This is a genomic window from Candidatus Villigracilis vicinus (assembly GCF_016702885.1).
GTDB classification, from domain to species: domain Bacteria; phylum Chloroflexota; class Anaerolineae; order Anaerolineales; family Villigracilaceae; genus Villigracilis; species Villigracilis vicinus.
Genome location: NZ_JADJDD010000010.1, coordinates 108,205 through 126,218 on the forward strand (window position 1 = coordinate 108,205; position 18,014 = coordinate 126,218).

Below are 18,014 nucleotides of genomic sequence, written 5' to 3' on the forward strand. Positions count from 1 at the left end.
AAGTCCTTGCGATTCTCATTTTTTTAATTCGAACAAGTACGTTGAAAGCCCGATAAATTTTTCTTCCTTTATCAATTGCATGGCACCTTGGCCAGGATCTAGAAAAAACGATTTATAACGAATGGAAGATTCAGTCTGACTATCAGGAATGACCACCCAAAAACGGTCATGACCCGCGATGCATTGAGTCAATGCTCCTGAAATCGAAACGTCATCCTTGAGCCAGCCAACCATGCTGCACCCCGGAAGAGCACCTTCGTAATACCATTCGAACAATCTTTGTTCGATGTCATTTTGAAACCCAAAATCGCCATCAGGGACGTATACGATAAGATCACCGGAATCAGGAGATTCATAGACATACTTCGCAGCATCCCTCACTTGCGGGTTGAAATCAGTCACATAGAAGTAGACCAGCCCAGGCACGATCATGATTGTCACTGTTCCCAACGAGACCAGTAACGGCACTGCTTTACGCGCATGGACCATGATCAACGCCAGCAATAGATACAAAGCAGGGGCAGCGTTGATGGTGTAATAAACCTTGTAGATCGGGATCATCAAAATGGAAACAATGAACGGCAGCAGAATGGGGAACAGCAGCCAAAAGCCAAGCAGGACTAGTTTTTCCGAAAGTTCGGTCACATCATCAAGACTGGAGAGTGACCCTCTGGCTGAATCAATCCAGCTGCTTTTTTCCTGTCGGCTGGCATAGAACCAAGTACCTGCCAGCAGCAACGTGCCAGCTATTGCATAACTTACAAAGACAAGGTCCCAGCCGCTTTCACGGCGAAAAGGCAGGAGAAAACGATACATCGCATAAAACGGATGAAGCAGGGATGGCGGTGGGATGTTCCCGATGTTTAAGACGGCTGCATCCTCCACACCACTCGCGCCAAACAACAGCGGATAAAAATACGGTGCCATGGCAAGCACGATCAATACCTGACATGCCAGCCAGGCGACCGCCATCTCCTTGTATTTTTTCCAATACAGGAAGGAGAACAAATTCTGCGCCGCAAGAACAAACAGCCCGAACACATTGCTATAAACCATGAAGATGCTCGCCGCTCCGTTAAGAATAAAATAGAGATATTGCTTTCTGCGGAGAGATAGAATGAAAAAAAGGAATGAAAGCAGTGTTGTAAATTCAAAAAGACTGTAGAAGCGGGCCGTCTGGGAATAATAGATCTGGAACTCGGAGATCGACATCAGGAAGGCGCTGAGCAGGCCAACCCCGTGACCAAACAATTCCTTTCCCACAAGGTAGAGAATGAAGATCGAGGCAACACCAGCCAACGTTGAGAATGAACGCGTACCTGCTTCGCTCAGTCCAAAAATCTGCACCCAAAAATGAAACGGAATGTAATACCCCGGCGGCTGGTCCAATCTGCCTGATTCAATAACCTGAGGAATGGTTTGTTGAACCTCGTAAACTGTGTACATTTCATCAGACCAGTAACTCTCAGTGCCCAGATCGTAGAGTCTCAGAAGCGTGCCCAGCATAAGCACAAGGACGATCCAAATCCAGGAAAATTTTTGCACTTCATAAATAGAAGACAAAGATTCTTTGGACATCACATCTCCATCAGGGAAGGCGAGCGGACATTAAGCAATGTTGCATAAAATTCTTCAAGGCGACAGACCAGTAGTTTCCAGTCATATACTGTGACGGCGGCATCTCTGGCATTGTCACCCAGCCTGAAGGCGATCTCAGGGTTTTTGAGTAGATAAAGTATCTTTTCAGAAAAATCGACAGGGTCCCAACTGGCAAGAACCCCGATCTTGTGATCTTCGAAAAGGCCCTTGATATCTCCAACAGGATTCGAAACGGTGGGCCTTCCAAGACTCATATAATCGCATATCTTGTTGGGCCAGCGTCCAACGTTGTAAACTTTATCGGCAAGGGGCAGGACGAATAAGTCTGCGCAACTCAACGCCCAGGGAAGTTCTTCATCCTGCAAATAGCCGGTCAAATGAACATTGCTCTCCACGCCATAAGTTCTGACCAGTTCAACGACCGCATTGGAAGGCTTGCCTGTGATAATAAGTTTCACACTCGGGTATTGTCTGGCCACGATGGCCAGGGCCTGCAAAACAACACCCAGATCCAGGTGGGAATCCAAACTGGAAAAGCCGATGACAGGTGTTGAAAAGGGCAGGCCAAAGCGTTCACGACAAATCATCTTCTCACGCGGACGGAAAATTTCGGGGAAGGTACCGCTGGGCAAATGCAGAATCCGCTCAGGACATACCCCCAATCCTTCGGCACGCCTGCCCAGCGCCGAAGATATTACGGTGAGGCCTGCGCCTTGTGTGCGGAACGCTTCTTCATAGTAAGTCTCAACAGTACCGAATAGGAGTCGATACCACGCTGGGCGAACCTCGTCGATAAGCCCGCCGCGCCCCCACCAATCATTCCAATCGGTGACAAGCGGAATATCGTGACGTCGGCTGTAAAGCAGGGCTGGGTAAATTGTCGCCGGGCGGGTTTCAAAACAATGGATCAGGTCAAAGTGTTCGTGATTGTGACTCAAATATAAGATCCGATTAAGCAAGTCCCACGGATCCCAACCCGAACGTAATTGTCCCCATAAAAGATCGGGGGTTTCGATGACCTGCACGCCATCCCATTCCGAATTGACAATGCCAAATCTGCGTTGATCTGCAATAACGATCAGCGTAACCTTGTGCCCTCTTTGAACCAAATGCTTTGCCATGGCATGTGACCTCGGTCGGGACTTAAATCGACGATGATGTGTGACCATCAGGATGTTCAACTTTTCATTCAAAGCCATACTCCTTTGCGAGATCAAAACACGCTACTTCCACGTCAATTTGAAGACTTCGATATTCCCATAACAACTGTTTGGGACCGAGCCAGCAACAACACCTCTGCTCTTTGCAAGCTGAACCAATAAATTGCGGATGGCTTCCATTCTTTCGTAATTGGGATCCAGCCGTTTGGTAACACCCGTTTGATTGGCCCATATCTCGACATTGTCGTAAAGAATTACATATTCAGGTTGAAAATCGTTCATCTCTTCTTCCGTGTTCACGGTCCATTGTGTGCGATATGGGTGGTCGTAAAAGCCGAACCAAAATGTCATGGGGCCCCACACCTTTACATCTGATGGGATAAGCAGGCGCAGTTGAGAAATAAACGGGGCAAAGGAGCAATCGCGAGATTTCCACACCGCCCAGACATCCCCGCCCGCTTGATTGGCAAAAAGAACCAGTATCAACGCAACAGGAATCAGTACAGATCGGTTTAACTTCATAATGGAGGCAGACATCCCGGATAAATTGATATCGTATGGCCAGCCAGCCATCTCCCAAACCATCCGCACCACAAGAATGATCACAACAGGCATCAATACAGTTAAGTAACGCGATGTTTTGGCGCTGATCAGGATCGGGAACAGCAAGACATGAACAAAAATAAAGATCAACATGGCTCTGTTAAGCCCATCTATCCATTTGTAGAATGCATATCCAACAGCAAGGAACTGGATAAGAAAAATCAGCAAACGGTACGGGAAAAATATATAGGAGCCATATCTTTCCAGCTCAGCGGTCAGCGCCCCGGAGAAGAACGCACCTGGGTCTTTCAGCATTTCAGCCCTGTGCTGAATTTGAAGCCAGAAGTCACGGAATTGATTGGCACCGTCCTGATCCCAGACGTAATATGCATAGGGAAGAAATCCGAGGATAACTCCCAAAATCACGGGAAAGAGAATCTTTCCATATTGTTTTATTTTCACTTGAGACAGAGCCGCAATAAAAACCGCGATCAAGACCAAAAAGGAATTCGGATGGGTGTATAAGGAAATACCAAGCAACACCCCGCCAGTAAACAACTTCCAGAATGAGTTCACCCCACCCAAAATGAAATACAAAGCCCAGATCGAGATCGCGGTCACATAAATTTCAGGGCGGATCGTTCTGGTAACGACAAAAAACAGGTTATCGAAGATCAAAAGCAAGGCACAGACAGCGGCAAATATCGGGCCGCCCATCTTGCGTGCCAAAAGATAGATCCCGGTAACTGCAAGAGCACCCACAAATACCGATGCCAGCCGCCCTTGAAAATTACCAACTCCTAGCCATGCAAAGAAGGGAGCCATGACCACGTTGGAGAAGATCCTCGGCTGTAAAAAATGGACATCTTGATTTCCAAATGCAGGGTCAACCAGAGAGGTGTTGCGGAAAGTCCCATCCAATTGAAATGTGTAAGCGGTCGTTGAATCCCAGGCTTCATCCATCCAGGTCTTTGGGAATCGATCCAAAAAAAGCAGGGATGAAAAACCAAAGATGATCAAGAGGATCAGGACGAAAAACACATCCGCATATCTTTGACCTGGTTTAATGGATAACATTCGATCTCCGAATTATTTGCTTCCCAAAAAGTTTAGGTTTTATATTTCAGCCAGGAGGTCAGGCCCCAACTCAAGACCCCATGTTCACGCTGAAGTTTCAAATAGTGACGCGCGGTGTCAGTGGTCATCGGGTTTCTCTTTTTAAGGAGAATGGGAAACTGCCGCCCAACATCTGCCAGAGCTCGAAATATCTGGCGCAGATAACCGCGCCTTAACCCTCGCAGGAATGACGTACCGAGCTTTAGAGGAACAAAACCTGCCAGCATCCACCAGGGATAATGAATCAGGTAGATATACAAACAATTCCTGAGGTTATAGTATTCCCAGTTGCCGCCTGTCACGCGTTTTAGCGGCGACGCCCGATGATGGACAATCGATTGAGGGGAATACAATATCTGGTAGCCTGCCTTCAAAACCCGCAAGCCCAACTCCTCCCCTTCCCTGCCGAAAAATAGCAAATCCCAAAAAGGACCGATCCCATCAAGAACCTCTTTGCGGAACGCAGTACCGCACTCGCAAAGACTGAAACTTGAAAACTCCACATCCTGATCTGTTTTATCTTTTTCCGTAAATATCCAGGTGGCAGGGTCAATTTCACAGGTGGTGGCATTGAGAATTTTGCAGGTGATGGCACCCGCTTTAGGTGCGCTTTGAAATCGGCTCACGACATTCTTCAAGGTGTCTTTCCCCAGGGATGCATCGCTATCCAGAAGAAAAATGATCCCGCCAGTGGCAGCGGCAATCCCGGGGTTACGCCCCGCCGCCGCGCCGACATTACGCTCCTGAACGATGATCTTGATCGCTGGAAAAGCGGAACGCAGCGCAGTTACCGTTCCATCTGTGGATGCATTGTCCACGACGATGACCTCGACATTTTTATAATCCTGAGCATAGACAGATCGAACCGCCGCAAGGACATCCTCCTTGCGTTCCCAAGTCAGAATCACAACGCTTACCAATTGATCTTCCATTTCATCAAAACCGAACTGCATGGGTTAACAACCACAACCGTGCGCGCCGCCAATCGCCAGCCAAACGCAACCCGCTCAACACCCTGCCAAGTCGGGCGGCAGCGCGCAGCAGGTGATACATGGAGTCTGCTTTATTAAAGACAAGCAAAGAAAAGAAAGACAAAAATAAAAAGACAAACATGGCCGCTGCATCAAGAGCAGAACGAAAGAATCGCAGACACGCGCGAAAAACGCCTGAGCAAATAATCCAGAGTCCCATCGGAAACGCCGTGCCAGTAAGCACGCATCAACATTCGTCCCTGGGTCGGAATGGCCGTGTGATGATGAGCCACTGCAGCAGGAATGAAAGCCACTTTCCCGCCCCGCCGCTTCACCTGTTCGAGCAAATACACAATTTCCTGTGAAGCCATGTGCGGGCTGCTAAACTGATCCATTCCCAAAAATCCACCCACCGCCCGCCACGCTTCGTGCGTGATCGCCATATTCCCTTCGCAAACATACACTGGATTTTCCAACAAGCGCGGCTGTGAACCGGGGAAATTGAAATCTGCCAGCCAACGTTCTGATTTTGACCCCAACCAGGATGGAACCTTTTGACCGTCATAATCCAAAGCGACGCGTCCAGCCACAACCGACACCTGCTCGGCCAACCCGAAGCCTGATACAAGCTGAGACAGCCAATCCACGCCGACACTGCAATCGTCATCAAGATAAGCGAGATACGGATAACGGGCTTCCGCAGCGCCGCAGTTGCGGGCGTTCGTCACTCCGGGGCGATCCTCTCTCACGTAACGCAGAGTCAACCCACAGGTTGGAATGAAGCGTTGAACCGTTTGCGGAGTATCGTCACTTGAGCGGTTATCCACTATGATGATCTCAAACGAATCCTTCGGATAATCCTGAGCACAAAGCTGACTGATCACGTTCGGCAGAAATGCCGCGCGGTTATATGTGCAAACAATGACGCTGACTGGGATGACGTTCATCGTTCGTCCTCCGTCATTTCGTCATACACAGTCATCAACTTGTTGGCGATCTGATCCCAGCCATAACAAGACTCAACCAGTTCGCGCCCATTGATGACAAGATGCTGGTAGCGTTGGCGGTCTTGAAGCAGGCGTATTGTTTTCTCGGCAAATTGAGCAGGGGTATCGGCGATCAAAAGATGTTTGCCATCGATCACATTGAGACCTTCACAACCAATGCTGGTTGAAACAACAGGGCGGCCAAGCGCCATGGCTTCCAGTATCTTCAAACGTGTGCCGCCGCCAGCGCGCAGGGGCACAACACAAATGGGACATCGCTGATAATACGGAATCACTTCGTCCACCTGGCCTGTGACATGCACATCGTCACGATCAAGCGCAATGACCTCGGGGCGAGGATCACGGCCAACGATCCAAAGTTCGGCATTGGCCACGCGCTGACGAATGAGCGGAAGGACCTCACTGCAAAAATAAAGCACGGCATCCACACACGGCGGGTAACCCATATGACCGATGAACAAAAGTGCTGGAATTGCCTTTTCGGATGGCAAAGGCAACGGCTGATATTTTTCAACATCCACGCCATTGGGAATTACATCCACTTTCAGGCGCGGATTGGACCGCTGTAACAATTGCCGATCCATTTCAGATACAACTGTACAGCGATCGAATTTCGATGCGTAACGAGGTTCCCAATATCCCATGGTGAGGGCATTGATCCGCGTTCTCAATTTTCTATCCCAACGCTGTTCGACATTTGAGACCCGTTCAAATTGTTGAGAGGTAAAGTTTTGGAACATCTCAACACTCTTAAATCGTTTGCCGCGCGGAAGCATATCCAGGTACAGCCCCATGACCGACTCGATCTGCACAATATCGAAATCCATCGTGGAGCAAAGCTGATCGATCTTGCACTTGAGTTCTTCGGAATGCAGAAGCATGAGTTCCGGAGGCTTTCCTTCAAGTGCATATCGCAACAGGCCAGGGACTTTTGCCAAGCGACTGCGCTGGCTGAAATTGGCTGTCTCCACCTTTGCGCAGAATTGCTGCAAATGCGCTATTCCTTCCACATCCCCCGCGGATTCCAAAAACGCAGCGAGTGACACCTCATGTCGACACGCAACACGGCGCAGGAGGTTGTAAATGCGAATCCGTCCACCGGAAGTTTGTGGATAGGGCAGGTAGTTGGCGATCATCAGAATTCGCATAGGGTCTCGATTTATGACACTGTGAAAAGCACCTGGGCAAGCTGATGGGTCAGGGTCTTGCGGTCAAAGGCTTCAACGCCATCGGGTTTGATCCGCAAAGGTGAGGATGTTTTGCTTTGGCGATACACCTGCAAAATGGCTTGCTGAATCCCATCTGCATCGTAGGGTTCCACGGCAATCCCGAGAGCATGCTCACGGACGAAGTCAGCAGCGGCGCCGGGGCAGCTAAGCAAAAGGATCGGCGGACCGCCCACTGCCCAATATTCATAGATCTTGCCGGGGATCAGCGTAGCCCAGCCTTCATAATTCATGGCCAGCAGCAGGTCGGCTGATTTGATCAATCGAAGGACTTCAGCATGTGGAAGATGACCCAGCCCACGAATCACATCAGTCAATCCCATTTCATCTGCCAGCTTTCGAAATTCGTCGGGAAGGTCGCCTGCAAATTTGAAGACAAGGCTGCCTTTTAGCTGCGGGTTTTCACGCAGAAGTTTTTGGATCGCCTGAAAGAGTCCCGCCGGGCTGCGCCCCCACACCGTAGATACATTCAGTGACCCTGCATGCACGACCGTAAATTTGGCAGTGTGATGGACCGGCACAATCGATTTCAATGCTTCCAGCTCGCCAAGGTCACAGCCATTGGAAATAAGAATAAATTTATCGCGGGGCTGTGCAGGGTAACGTTCCTGAAATGCCTTTCGACTCCATTCAGTGACCAGAATCACTTTATCGGCCATCTTCACGGCCCATTTTTCCAAAAGCTTCTCGATCATGCGAACCATCGCAGGCTTCGCCAGATGCCAGGGTGTATCGATCCAATCATCGCGGAAATCGAGAACGAGCGGCTTGCCGCTGAAAAGTTTGAGTACCGCACCCGTCAAGGCAGAGGAGTGTGGCGGGCATGTGGCAAAAATGACATCAATGCCTTCATCTTTCACAACCTGCCTTCCCTTTCCAACAGCGAAAGGAAGCCACGTGATCATGCGATCTGGCAGGAAAACATTTCTGAATACCCAACGACGGGCACCACCGAATATTTTCACAAGCAGCCGTGTGGCAAAATTTTTTCCACCAAATTCTTTTTCCTTCTGTAAATAACGCAGAGATGGTTCACCGGGCATGGTGCGAATGATCTTCACAGTTGGCTGGATCTCGGAAAGCAGCGCTTCACTGCCTACTTTTGGCAGGGTCTCATATTCCTGTTGATCATCCACGCTGAGAACGACTGGCTGCCAGCCCAGGGCAGGCAGATATTTAATGAACTTGATCACGCGGATCGAATACCCCACCGGAAGAAACGGCGGAAATGCGCGAGCGACCATGAGCACCTTTTTGGCTTTCTCTTCACGTGATTGCAACATATCATTATCCTGTCAGCAGGGATTTCTGATCCACAAGCTGGAACTGCCAGTTAAAACAGACACCATCATCTTCTTTCAATATTCCGTGCCACTGTGCATACAATTCATAATTACTTTTTTTAATGCCATATTGTTCCGAATACCACGAGTCTCTCACTTGAAAACGGAGTCCATTTTCGGGTAAACGCATGGTCAAAAAGGGCTGTCCGTTGCGGATCACGGTAAGTTTGTGTTCATCCACATTCAATTCCAATTCCAGATCGGGAGAAAAATGAAAGAACCATTCCAGGCTGTGTGGATCTTTTCCGGTGAATTCATCTGTCAGATTCCAGGTACCAGGCTGCGGGTGAGAAAGATCGCGCGTGAATCCAACATGGTCAACACAGGTCATTGCTGCTTTGATACGGTTCCCAGTCCAATTCACGCAATGCGCTTCGGGGATCTGCCGCCAATTAAAGTAAGTATCTGCGAGTGCCTGTTCGCTGTCATCCACCTTGACCGTGTTATGAGCAGCTGTCAATCGGAAGTGATCTCTCCATGGGCCGTGATAGGTATATGTCCCCGAATCTACAAGCACAGATTGGCCGTTCACCCATAGAACAAAACTGAGCAGGTCGCAATGCGAATGGGCACAGTGCCCCTCCCCGCCCATCCCATAAATGCCGCCGCGAAGGATCGCCATATCCGTATCCGCAAGCCATGAGTCGCGAATTACGTAAATACCTCCATCGGTGAAGGCAAGTGAATTCCCATCAGGCGGGCAGGCTTCAAGTTGATTCCATACATCCAAGCCTTCGAATCCCAAAAGCCAAAACGCCTCTTCATCAAAACGGCCAGCGGCAAACTTCCACTCGGGTCGGCCAAACAAGACCGCGCCCGCTGAAAGGATCGGGCGGAAATCCCAAAAATTTTTATTTTTTCCCAAACCCAATGCGCGCCCCGAAGCCGAGTCACCCCACATTGGGACAGTTCCCATCGGGCTTAGGCTGCGGCACACATAATCCAACATCCCTTCGAGCGCATGTTCCAAATCGGGATTATTCGGTAAAGCGCCCCGACGGCTGTATGCTACGACCATAAGCAGCAACTCAGCGACGAAACGGAGATATCCCATTGCCTGTTCTTTATTGACCCCATCTGGATGGATTTGTGCCAGTGCTTGTTCGTTAAGTAAGCGTAAACCAGTTTCACGCCACACAGTAGAGTCACGAAATTCAGGGAATGCTGTACCGACGATCACTAGGCCTGTCAATTCCGCAATCATTTGATTATTTGGAACGCCCATCCTTGCGGATTGCAAATGACTGCATAGAAAATCCGCCTGCTGCCATAGACTCTTCAGAAAAGCTTTAGCAGTCTTTTCACGAAATTCTGCTGAATTTCGAAAGAATTGAAAAGCAACGGTCCAGGCGATCATGCGCAGGGATATCTCTATGCCCAGGCACCAGTTGGCACCGCGACGTAAAGGATTGTTTTGAATCCAGCTTTCGATCTGGGAGTTGAACGCCTGTACATATTTTGATTCACCGGTCAACCAATAGGCGATACCCAGCGTGACAAAATGTTGGTGTCGATTGAGTTCCCAGAATTTCCTGATATCTGTCGGGCGTTTCGCAGAGTACATGTATTGAAGGAAACGGCCTCGATATAAGAGAGGCCATCGCAGGCCTGTCACAGGATCACTATTCCAATCAATGCCGCCGGGAAAATGAAAAACCTGGCCTTGCAAGGAAAGTTCATTATGACAAATGGCATCCGCTGCGGCTAGAATGGCTGAGATATGTTCGGGGTAATCTCGATGCAGGAGTCGGTTGATCTCATGCGGCGATTCATGTCGCAGCAAAAAAGATGATGATGGGCGGGCGGCCAAATGATCAAGCAGCGCATCCACCGAACTCCATTTCCTTGTAGTGTTTGCCAACAAATCAGCATCACTCATTCCCTTACGAGACACCAAATCCCACCAAAAAGATTGGCTCCATAATGAAAGTTCATGATAAAAACGCATCCAGGCATGCTGCAATGTGCCCAAGAGGCCCAATTCCCAAACTCGCCGCGTATAACGTGATGCAGTATTAAACATACTGGCCGCCTGTCATTCTTTTCCATAAATGCTGGAACATATCCTTCTCATCTGCCTTTATTTCATCCAATAACCATAGACAGCCCCCATAAACAGGTATCGCAACTGCAATGCTCAAGAAAATGGATATCGGTAACGGCAGGCTCTCAACTTCAGACAAATGGTAGGTTTCCCATGCGGCCAAACCCATTGCAATCGAAGCCATTCCAACATTGATCAATGTGCGAAATGGAAAGTGCCAGGTCAGATGAGGTTGGGAGAATACCGCGTTCAGCGTGAGCAGGGTGGCATAACCAATCAAAGTGGAAACTGCAGAAGCCACATAACCAAAGCGCGGCACCAGGAACAGCTGCAAACCAATATGGATGGCGGCGGCAATGATCTGATTGATGCCAAGCTGGATGGCTTTTTTCTGAATTGCCATGCCTGCATTGGTCATGTTGGCCAGACCCCACAGAAAACTGGAAAAGACCACGAACCCAACGATCCGATATCCTGCGTAATATTCCGGGGTGGCAAGCAACGTTACAAAAGGAAGAGCCAGAATGGTCAGTCCAACAGCGGCTGGCAGGCACAGGATCAGGTAAGTACGGGTGACCATGGTCAATACATCTTCAGTCGCATTCCGGCCATTTACTTCCCATGTACGAAAAATCAATGGAGATACACTCAAGAGAAATAAAGTGACTAAAAGCTCAATACTCTTGGCAGAGATATTGTATGAAACCGTATACAACCCAATATCCCGTTCTGGCTGGGATGCGCCAATGATAAAGAGGTCTGATACCCGCAATCCCCACATGGCTACATTCCCCAAGGTCAACGGCCAGGCGTATTGCCATATCTCAAGGGCGTCTCCAAAATGAAAATGCTGAGGATGAATGCCATTCAGCCTAACGACCCGAGAGATCAGGATGGGCAATACAAGGATCAAAGCCAGAAACGTCCCCCACAAGAGCCCATCGATTCTAAGGCCAAAGGCAAGCACCAGCAAAAGTCCAAACCCGAGACTTCCATAATTCACGAATAATTGATAAGTTGTAAATGAACCGCCCAATTCCTGAGCACGGACCGCCGATATAAACACCGTAAAAATGCTTTGGGCGATAAAGATCAATAAGATAAGAGGAATAAGCTGATACAACGCGGATGGCAGGAATTGCTTCAACGGGATCAGCAAAAGAAGGCTTACTCCGGTTACGCCAATTATGACCATAACAGTGGAAACGCTGATCGTTGCAAAAAAAGTTTTTAGGTCTGACCTTTCCTTATATGACGGATAATAGCGCAACACAGCGCTTCCCATTCCTGAAACAGCCAAGGCGACCAGAAAGGAGGAAATACTGGCCGCTACAGCCCAATGACCGTACTCAGCAGGAAGGAATAACCTGGTCAGGATCGGGGTCGTGACAAAAGCAGTCAGAGCAGGCAGAAATTGCGAGGGTGAATATACTGCCAGATCTTTCACAAAGCTCTTTGATGACATTCCCATCTTCCTTTAAAGAATAATCCTTCATTCCAGGTCAAATGATGAAACCATTCCCTACCATACGGGCAGGGATGGAAGGCCCGCAAATGGCGCCCGTCCCGCTCCCGGTGCGGCAGGCAGCCAGTTTGGGTCACGGTCGATAAAGACCCGAAACCAAATTTCCACGTTCAACATGGCAAGCATTTCTCCAGGTGACAGCAATGGGTCGCTCAAAACTCGCGGGTCAAAAATACCGCGATCCATGGAGGCTTCGGACATCAGCAATGCCCGTATCTCCCCGGCAAGCGGCCCGGCAACCCATTCACGCAACGGCACAGGGAAAGGAGTCTTATCATTTCTGCTTATGATGTTTGGCGGCAAATATTCCTCTGCTGCTTCACGCATAATGGCTTTCGGAACACGATGGGGCACCTTATCTTCCGGCAATAATGTTGCCATGTACTCTATGATCCGATAATCCAACAAAGGCACACGGGATTCCAGCGATACCGCCATGCTTGCACGATCCTCCTTCATTAATAGATGAGGAAGATAGACAACCAGGTCGTGATACAGGCATCGATCAAATATCTGGTCTGTGGGAGCTTCGATCCATGGTTGGAGATAATCATTCACAGGTGAGTAATCGCCGATCTTACGCACCAACGCCGAATGAAGAAGCGGGTTTTGAGATGGAACAACGCCGCAATGCAGTGCGATCCATCGCGATTCGATCGAATCGGAATGGTTGCTGGGGCGTTTCAAGAAGCGACGCGCAATACCGGGCAATCCCTGACGCCTCACAAGGCGCGCAAAACGCTGAAAAGCTGTCATCTTCTCAGCCGCCGGGAATTTTGACAGATTGAACATTTCCGTCGTTCCAAACGCAGTTTGGAATTGTGCCGGATAACCACCAAAGACCTCGTCACCGCCATGTCCGGTCAAAACTACTTTCACACGATCAGCCGCCAGCCGGGACACGGCGAAATAAGAGAATCCCCCAGCGCTGGGAAGTGGAAAATCCTGATGCCAGGTGAGAGGTCCGAGCAGCGCCATCAGATCCTGTGACTCCGGTGCGATAACATGATGCTTGGCACCAATGGCTTTTGCAACTGCGCAGGCATACTCAGTCTCGTCATAGAATGAAGATTCGCCAAAGCGAATGGAGAACGCATCTATATTCCCTCGGTGGCGTACCGCCAGGCTGCTCACCAGACTCGAATCAAGTCCGCCACTCAGATGGCAGCCAACGGCCGCATCACTACGACAGTGGATACGCACAGCATCATCAAGAAGGTCGTTTGCACCAGCAATGATCTGATCCCTTGTGCGTCCGTTCTGATAACGATATACAACATCCCAATACCGCGCTACTGTTATGCCAGAAGCGCTCACGGTCAACATGTGGGCAGGCGGTAGTTGTCGAACCCCTTCAAATAGTGTTTTATGGGCAAGCGGCGAACCAGCAAACAAATAATCAGCAAGACCTTGATAATCAACAGTAGTGGGTACGTTTGGATGAGCAAGAACAGCTTTTGCCTCAGACGCACAAGCAAAGAGATCATCCGTTATGGAGTAGTAGAGCGGCTTGATGCCGATGCGATCACGAGCCGCAAACATTATCTGCGTACGTGAATCCCATAGAACAAAAGCGAACATACCATTCAATGACTGCAAGCAACGCGGCCCCTCTTCTTCATAAAGATGCAGAATAACCTCACTATCAGTGGCCGAACGAAATATATGTCCGTGTTCGCGAAGAGTTGAAGCCAGTTCAATATAGTTATAAATTTCCCCGTTAAACACCAACCAAATCGATCCGTCCTCATTGCTCATCGGTTGGTGGCCTGCTGCTGATAGATCCAGAATGGAAAGCCGCCGATGTCCCAGACCAATTGGCCCATCAATATGGATACCTGCGTCGTCCGGGCCTCGATGGATCTGGATATCCCGCATTGCCAGAACATCCGCTGAGCGGCAAGGTCGTCCATCGCGCTGCCATACTGCTGCAATACCGCACATGCATTCTCCTATCTGGTTGCCTTGCAAATTTATTCAAAAGCTAAAAAGTTCTCTCAAGCTTGTTACCATCGAGATCAAACATTCTGTAAACAACCTCATTGATCCCCATCATCATGCCGATTACAGGCACCCAATTCCATTGTGTAAAAGTCGAGTTAACAAACGCAGCGATCAAGATCACCAAATGAGACAGCGTAAAGCCCAGCACAATCGCTTTCAATCTATCATCCGGAATGCTGTGCCAGTATTTAAATCCCCTCTTCATGAATATGAAAGACAAGCCCATGAGACATATATATCCAATCAACCCCGAATCCAACATGATCTTGAGATGGCCATTGTGAATAAACGCTCGGAAGTCGCGGCCTTCGATAATGACATCAATTCTCGGGTCCCAAGGTCTGTAATTCACACCCATGCCAATTCCAATCAGAGGGTTTGAAATGATCGTGGCAAGGGCATGCTGGTTTTCAATCATTCTCCAATTCAAGGAACCATCCTGTCCGGAGTAGGTGCTGCTATCAATCACGGTGGTGAATCTTTCAAATGAGGCGTTCAACAGCCTGTTCACCCGAGAATCAGAATAGCCATACAGAAGCGGAATAATGACAGCTGTCGATGCAACAGCAATCAGGCTCCAGCCAAGCAATCTCCGGCGGGCGCTGCTTTCCACGATCCAGAAAAGGACAAGGGTCGCTACAATCAATGCCGTCCAATAACTGCGCAGAAAAGTTACCAGAATGGCAGATGCCAGTAAACTGAATTGAATAAAAAAGGCAAGCCCGGCAGGTCTGCGTTTTTCAAAAGCCATGACACAAAGGAGCGTAATAAAGGAAACAATCAAGATCGACACACCCGGCGGAAGGATGCGGGTAATATCTTCGTAAGCCACCCCCTGGGTGTTCAAACTCTCCACACGCCCCGGCAAAATTTGTACCGAATCCCCCAGCAGAAACTGCCCAAACATTGCAGCAGCGACAAGGATTGCCAGGCCAAGAAGGCCATTCAACAGTAGTTTTAACTGGCGATATTCTCTAATGAGGTTGGTTACGACAAAAAAGGATAAATAATAAGAGACAACTCGAATCGCTCTTCTCGCTGGCTCAACCTCCACAGATGATTGCAAAACCGCGATCAAGGCTGACAATAGCATTACCCCATAAAAAGCAAAAAGCCACCCATCCAGCGGGGTACGAACAAGCTTAAACTGCGATTCGATCATCCAACGCACTGCAATTAACCCCAATAGACCAAGAAGCAAAATATCCGGTATATGCAGGCTAATGCCCACAGACACCACTGGCAGGTAATCTTCAAATACAATGCTTGATGTTGTGACCAAGATTCCCAGGAGTGCCACCTCGGGCCTCTTGAGTACAACATAGGCTGAACAAATCGAGATCAGAATCCCCAGCGAAAAGAATTGAGGGAGAATCACAGTAGAGATGCCCAAGAGCAACCCTGCGCCACAAGCCGCCAATATCTGGACAAATATATGGCTGGAGGCAATTATTCTTGAAGCAGGCTGTCTTAACATTTTCTCCTTCGCGGTCCTAATCACAATTCAGATATACCTTTGGATGCCAACAACTCGAGCTGAGGCTTGACAATCCGCAGGATATTCGCCTGATCCTCTTTCGTAAAACCGACCGAATGTGTTGGACGGGGTTGAAATGGAATTCCATTGCGAATATGCAGAAATTCAAATATCCTTTTTGATTCGTTCATGGGATCATTGACCAACCTGCCAAATTGAACAATGTAGGTGTTAGGTTCGAACTGGTGTCGCGCGACCAACTCCGCACACGAAGACCAATTCTCCGCATACTCTTCCAGGGTAAATCTCCTGGCACCTGCGCTCGTCAGAGATTCACCCCAAGTCCTTGCCTGCATAGACCAAATCGTGGAGAGCGGGTCACGAATGGCAAGCAGGATTTTGGCTTCAGGAAAAAGAAGTCGGGTATTGACGATGAATTGCTCGTATTCCTTCGATGGGAATGCGATCGGTTCCAATGGCTCTTTATCCACCAACAGGCTTTTTGTCATGAGGATCCGCGAACTTGAGTAATAATCGTAAACAAGACCACGGGCCATGCCAAAGATCAACTGGCTGTCTTTTTCCAAATTCCGAAATCGTTGTACTTCTTCCATGAAACGATGTACGCTGACTAAAATTCGGGATTCGGGAATGGCTGATACTCCCTCTTGATGTCCAAGCCATTCACACAGGGCGGTTGTTCCGGAACGCGGCGCACCAGATATCAGACAAATCCGCCTGGGGAAAAAGCTGAAAGCCCTTTGAAATTTTATGGCAAGGGGAGTTATTGATTCCTTATATTTGGATGGAATAGCCATTGCCTATATTCCTGAAATTCAGGCGACAGGGGAGTAGATCCATGCATGGCCTACTCCCCTGTCCCATGATTTATGCTGTAGGAACCAAAACTCTTGTGATCGTTGATGCAACCACTTCAACTTGTTCTTCGGTCAGTTCGGGGTACATGGGTAAGGAGAGGATCTCGCTACAGATCTTTTCAGCAACCGGGTAGGGGCCTTGCCCCTGTCCATTTTTCATATAGAATGGCTGCTGGTGAACAGGGATGGGATAGTGAATGGCAGTTCCGATTCCATTTTCTTTCAACATTGCCTGTAAACCATCACGGTCTTGCGCACGGATGACATACAGATGATAAATATGCCTGTACCCATGCGGCTCCACCGGCGTAACAACAGGTGTATCCGCCAACAATTGGTTATACAACCCAGCCAGACTGCGCCTCGACTCAAGCCAATCATCCAGATGCGGTAGTTTTACGCGCAGGATGGCTGCCTGCATACTGTCCATGCGGTGATTGAACGGTGGCAACTCGTGTACATTTTTCACGCGTTGTCCGCAATTACGTAATGCACGCACCGCTTCGGCCACCTTTTCGTCGTTGGTGGTGACCATGCCTGCGTCGCCGCACGCACCGAGGTTCTTCGTCGGATAAAAGCTAAAGGCCGCCGCATCCCCCAGATTACCCGTCCGCGTTCCTTTGTAAGTTGCACCATGCCCCTGACAGGCATCTTCCACAATGATCAAATTATGTTTTTTGGCGATCGCACGAATCGGGTCCATATCGGCTGGCAGGCCATAGAGATGAACTGGAATCATCGCTTTTGTACTCGGGGTGATGGCTTCTTCGAGTTTGGTCACATCCAGGGTCCAAGTGACCGGGTCTACATCCACGAACACAGGCTTGGCCCCGGTAAAAGAGACCGCAGCCGCAGTTGCTGTGAAGGTATGAGCGGGAACAAGTACTTCATCTCCGGGGCCGATGCCAAATGCCAGCAGACTCAACTCCAAAGCGGCAACGCCACTGCTCACGCCCACTGCATATTTGGTGCCGCAAAAAGCCGCAAACTCTTCCTCAAATTTGGCAACATCCTGGCCCAAAATGAAGTCAGTGCGTTCCAATATGTTTTGAATGGCGGAAGTAATCTCGGCATGAAGCGCCTGATGATGGGCTTTCAGGTCAATCAACGGAATGTTCATT

At 49.1% G+C, this 18,014-nt stretch carries 13 protein-coding genes; all 13 read right to left on the minus strand.

The features are described from left to right. Positions 1-15 precede the first annotated feature (15 nt). Positions 16-1,578: a glycosyltransferase family 39 protein gene (locus IPG80_RS10755; RefSeq protein WP_345106323.1), complete on the minus strand. Its 1,563-nt coding sequence runs from the start codon at positions 1,576-1,578 to the stop codon at positions 16-18. Then, a complete protein-coding gene (locus IPG80_RS10760; RefSeq protein WP_345106326.1) occupies positions 1,578-2,798 on the minus strand; it encodes a glycosyltransferase family 4 protein in 1,221 nt (406 codons plus the stop codon). The genes IPG80_RS10755 and IPG80_RS10760 overlap by 1 nt, the downstream gene beginning before the upstream one ends. A 24-nt stretch (positions 2,799-2,822) precedes the next feature. Beyond that, positions 2,823-4,379 carry a glycosyltransferase family 39 protein gene (locus IPG80_RS10765; protein WP_345106329.1) on the minus strand — a complete coding sequence of 519 codons (1,557 nt, stop codon included), beginning with the start codon at positions 4,377-4,379 and terminating at the stop codon, positions 2,823-2,825. 32 nt (positions 4,380-4,411) lie between these two features. Continuing rightward, positions 4,412-5,371: a glycosyltransferase family 2 protein gene (locus IPG80_RS10770; RefSeq protein WP_345106332.1), complete on the minus strand. Its 960-nt coding sequence runs from the start codon at positions 5,369-5,371 to the stop codon at positions 4,412-4,414. 170 nt (positions 5,372-5,541) lie between these two features. Continuing rightward, on the minus strand, positions 5,542-6,336 hold the full coding sequence (locus tag IPG80_RS10775) for a glycosyltransferase (protein WP_345106335.1): 795 nt from the start codon (positions 6,334-6,336) through the stop codon (positions 5,542-5,544). Next, on the minus strand, positions 6,333-7,544 hold the full coding sequence (locus IPG80_RS10780; protein ID WP_345106337.1) for a glycosyltransferase family 4 protein: 1,212 nt from the start codon (positions 7,542-7,544) through the stop codon (positions 6,333-6,335). Before IPG80_RS10780 ends, IPG80_RS10775 begins: the two co-directional genes overlap by 4 nt. Before the next feature lie 11 nt (positions 7,545-7,555). Beyond that, entirely contained in the window at positions 7,556-8,905 is a 1,350-nt protein-coding gene (locus IPG80_RS10785) for a glycosyltransferase family 4 protein (RefSeq protein ID WP_345106340.1), read from the minus strand. Positions 8,906-8,909: 4 nt separating this feature from the next. Beyond that, positions 8,910-10,844, minus strand: a complete 1,935-nt coding sequence (locus IPG80_RS10790; protein ID WP_345106343.1) for an alginate lyase family protein — start codon at positions 10,842-10,844, stop codon at positions 8,910-8,912. A 136-nt stretch (positions 10,845-10,980) separates the two neighbouring features. Continuing rightward, positions 10,981-12,474, minus strand: coding sequence for a polysaccharide biosynthesis C-terminal domain-containing protein (locus IPG80_RS10795; RefSeq protein WP_345106346.1), 1,494 nt, complete (start codon positions 12,472-12,474; stop codon positions 10,981-10,983). A gap of 57 nt (positions 12,475-12,531) precedes the next feature. Then, positions 12,532-14,478: an asparagine synthase (glutamine-hydrolyzing) gene (gene asnB / locus IPG80_RS10800; RefSeq protein ID WP_345106348.1), complete on the minus strand. Its 1,947-nt coding sequence runs from the start codon at positions 14,476-14,478 to the stop codon at positions 12,532-12,534. 40 nt (positions 14,479-14,518) lie between these two features. Beyond that, complete coding sequence (locus IPG80_RS10805) at positions 14,519-16,015, minus strand: O-antigen ligase family protein (protein ID WP_345106351.1); 1,497 nt, start codon at positions 16,013-16,015, stop codon at positions 14,519-14,521. Between the two features lie 20 nt (positions 16,016-16,035). After that, entirely contained in the window at positions 16,036-16,833 is a 798-nt protein-coding gene (locus IPG80_RS10810; RefSeq protein ID WP_345106353.1) for a sulfotransferase, read from the minus strand. Between the two features lie 70 nt (positions 16,834-16,903). Beyond that, positions 16,904-18,013: a DegT/DnrJ/EryC1/StrS family aminotransferase gene (locus IPG80_RS10815; RefSeq protein WP_345106356.1), complete on the minus strand. Its 1,110-nt coding sequence runs from the start codon at positions 18,011-18,013 to the stop codon at positions 16,904-16,906. Position 18,014 lies beyond the last annotated feature (1 nt).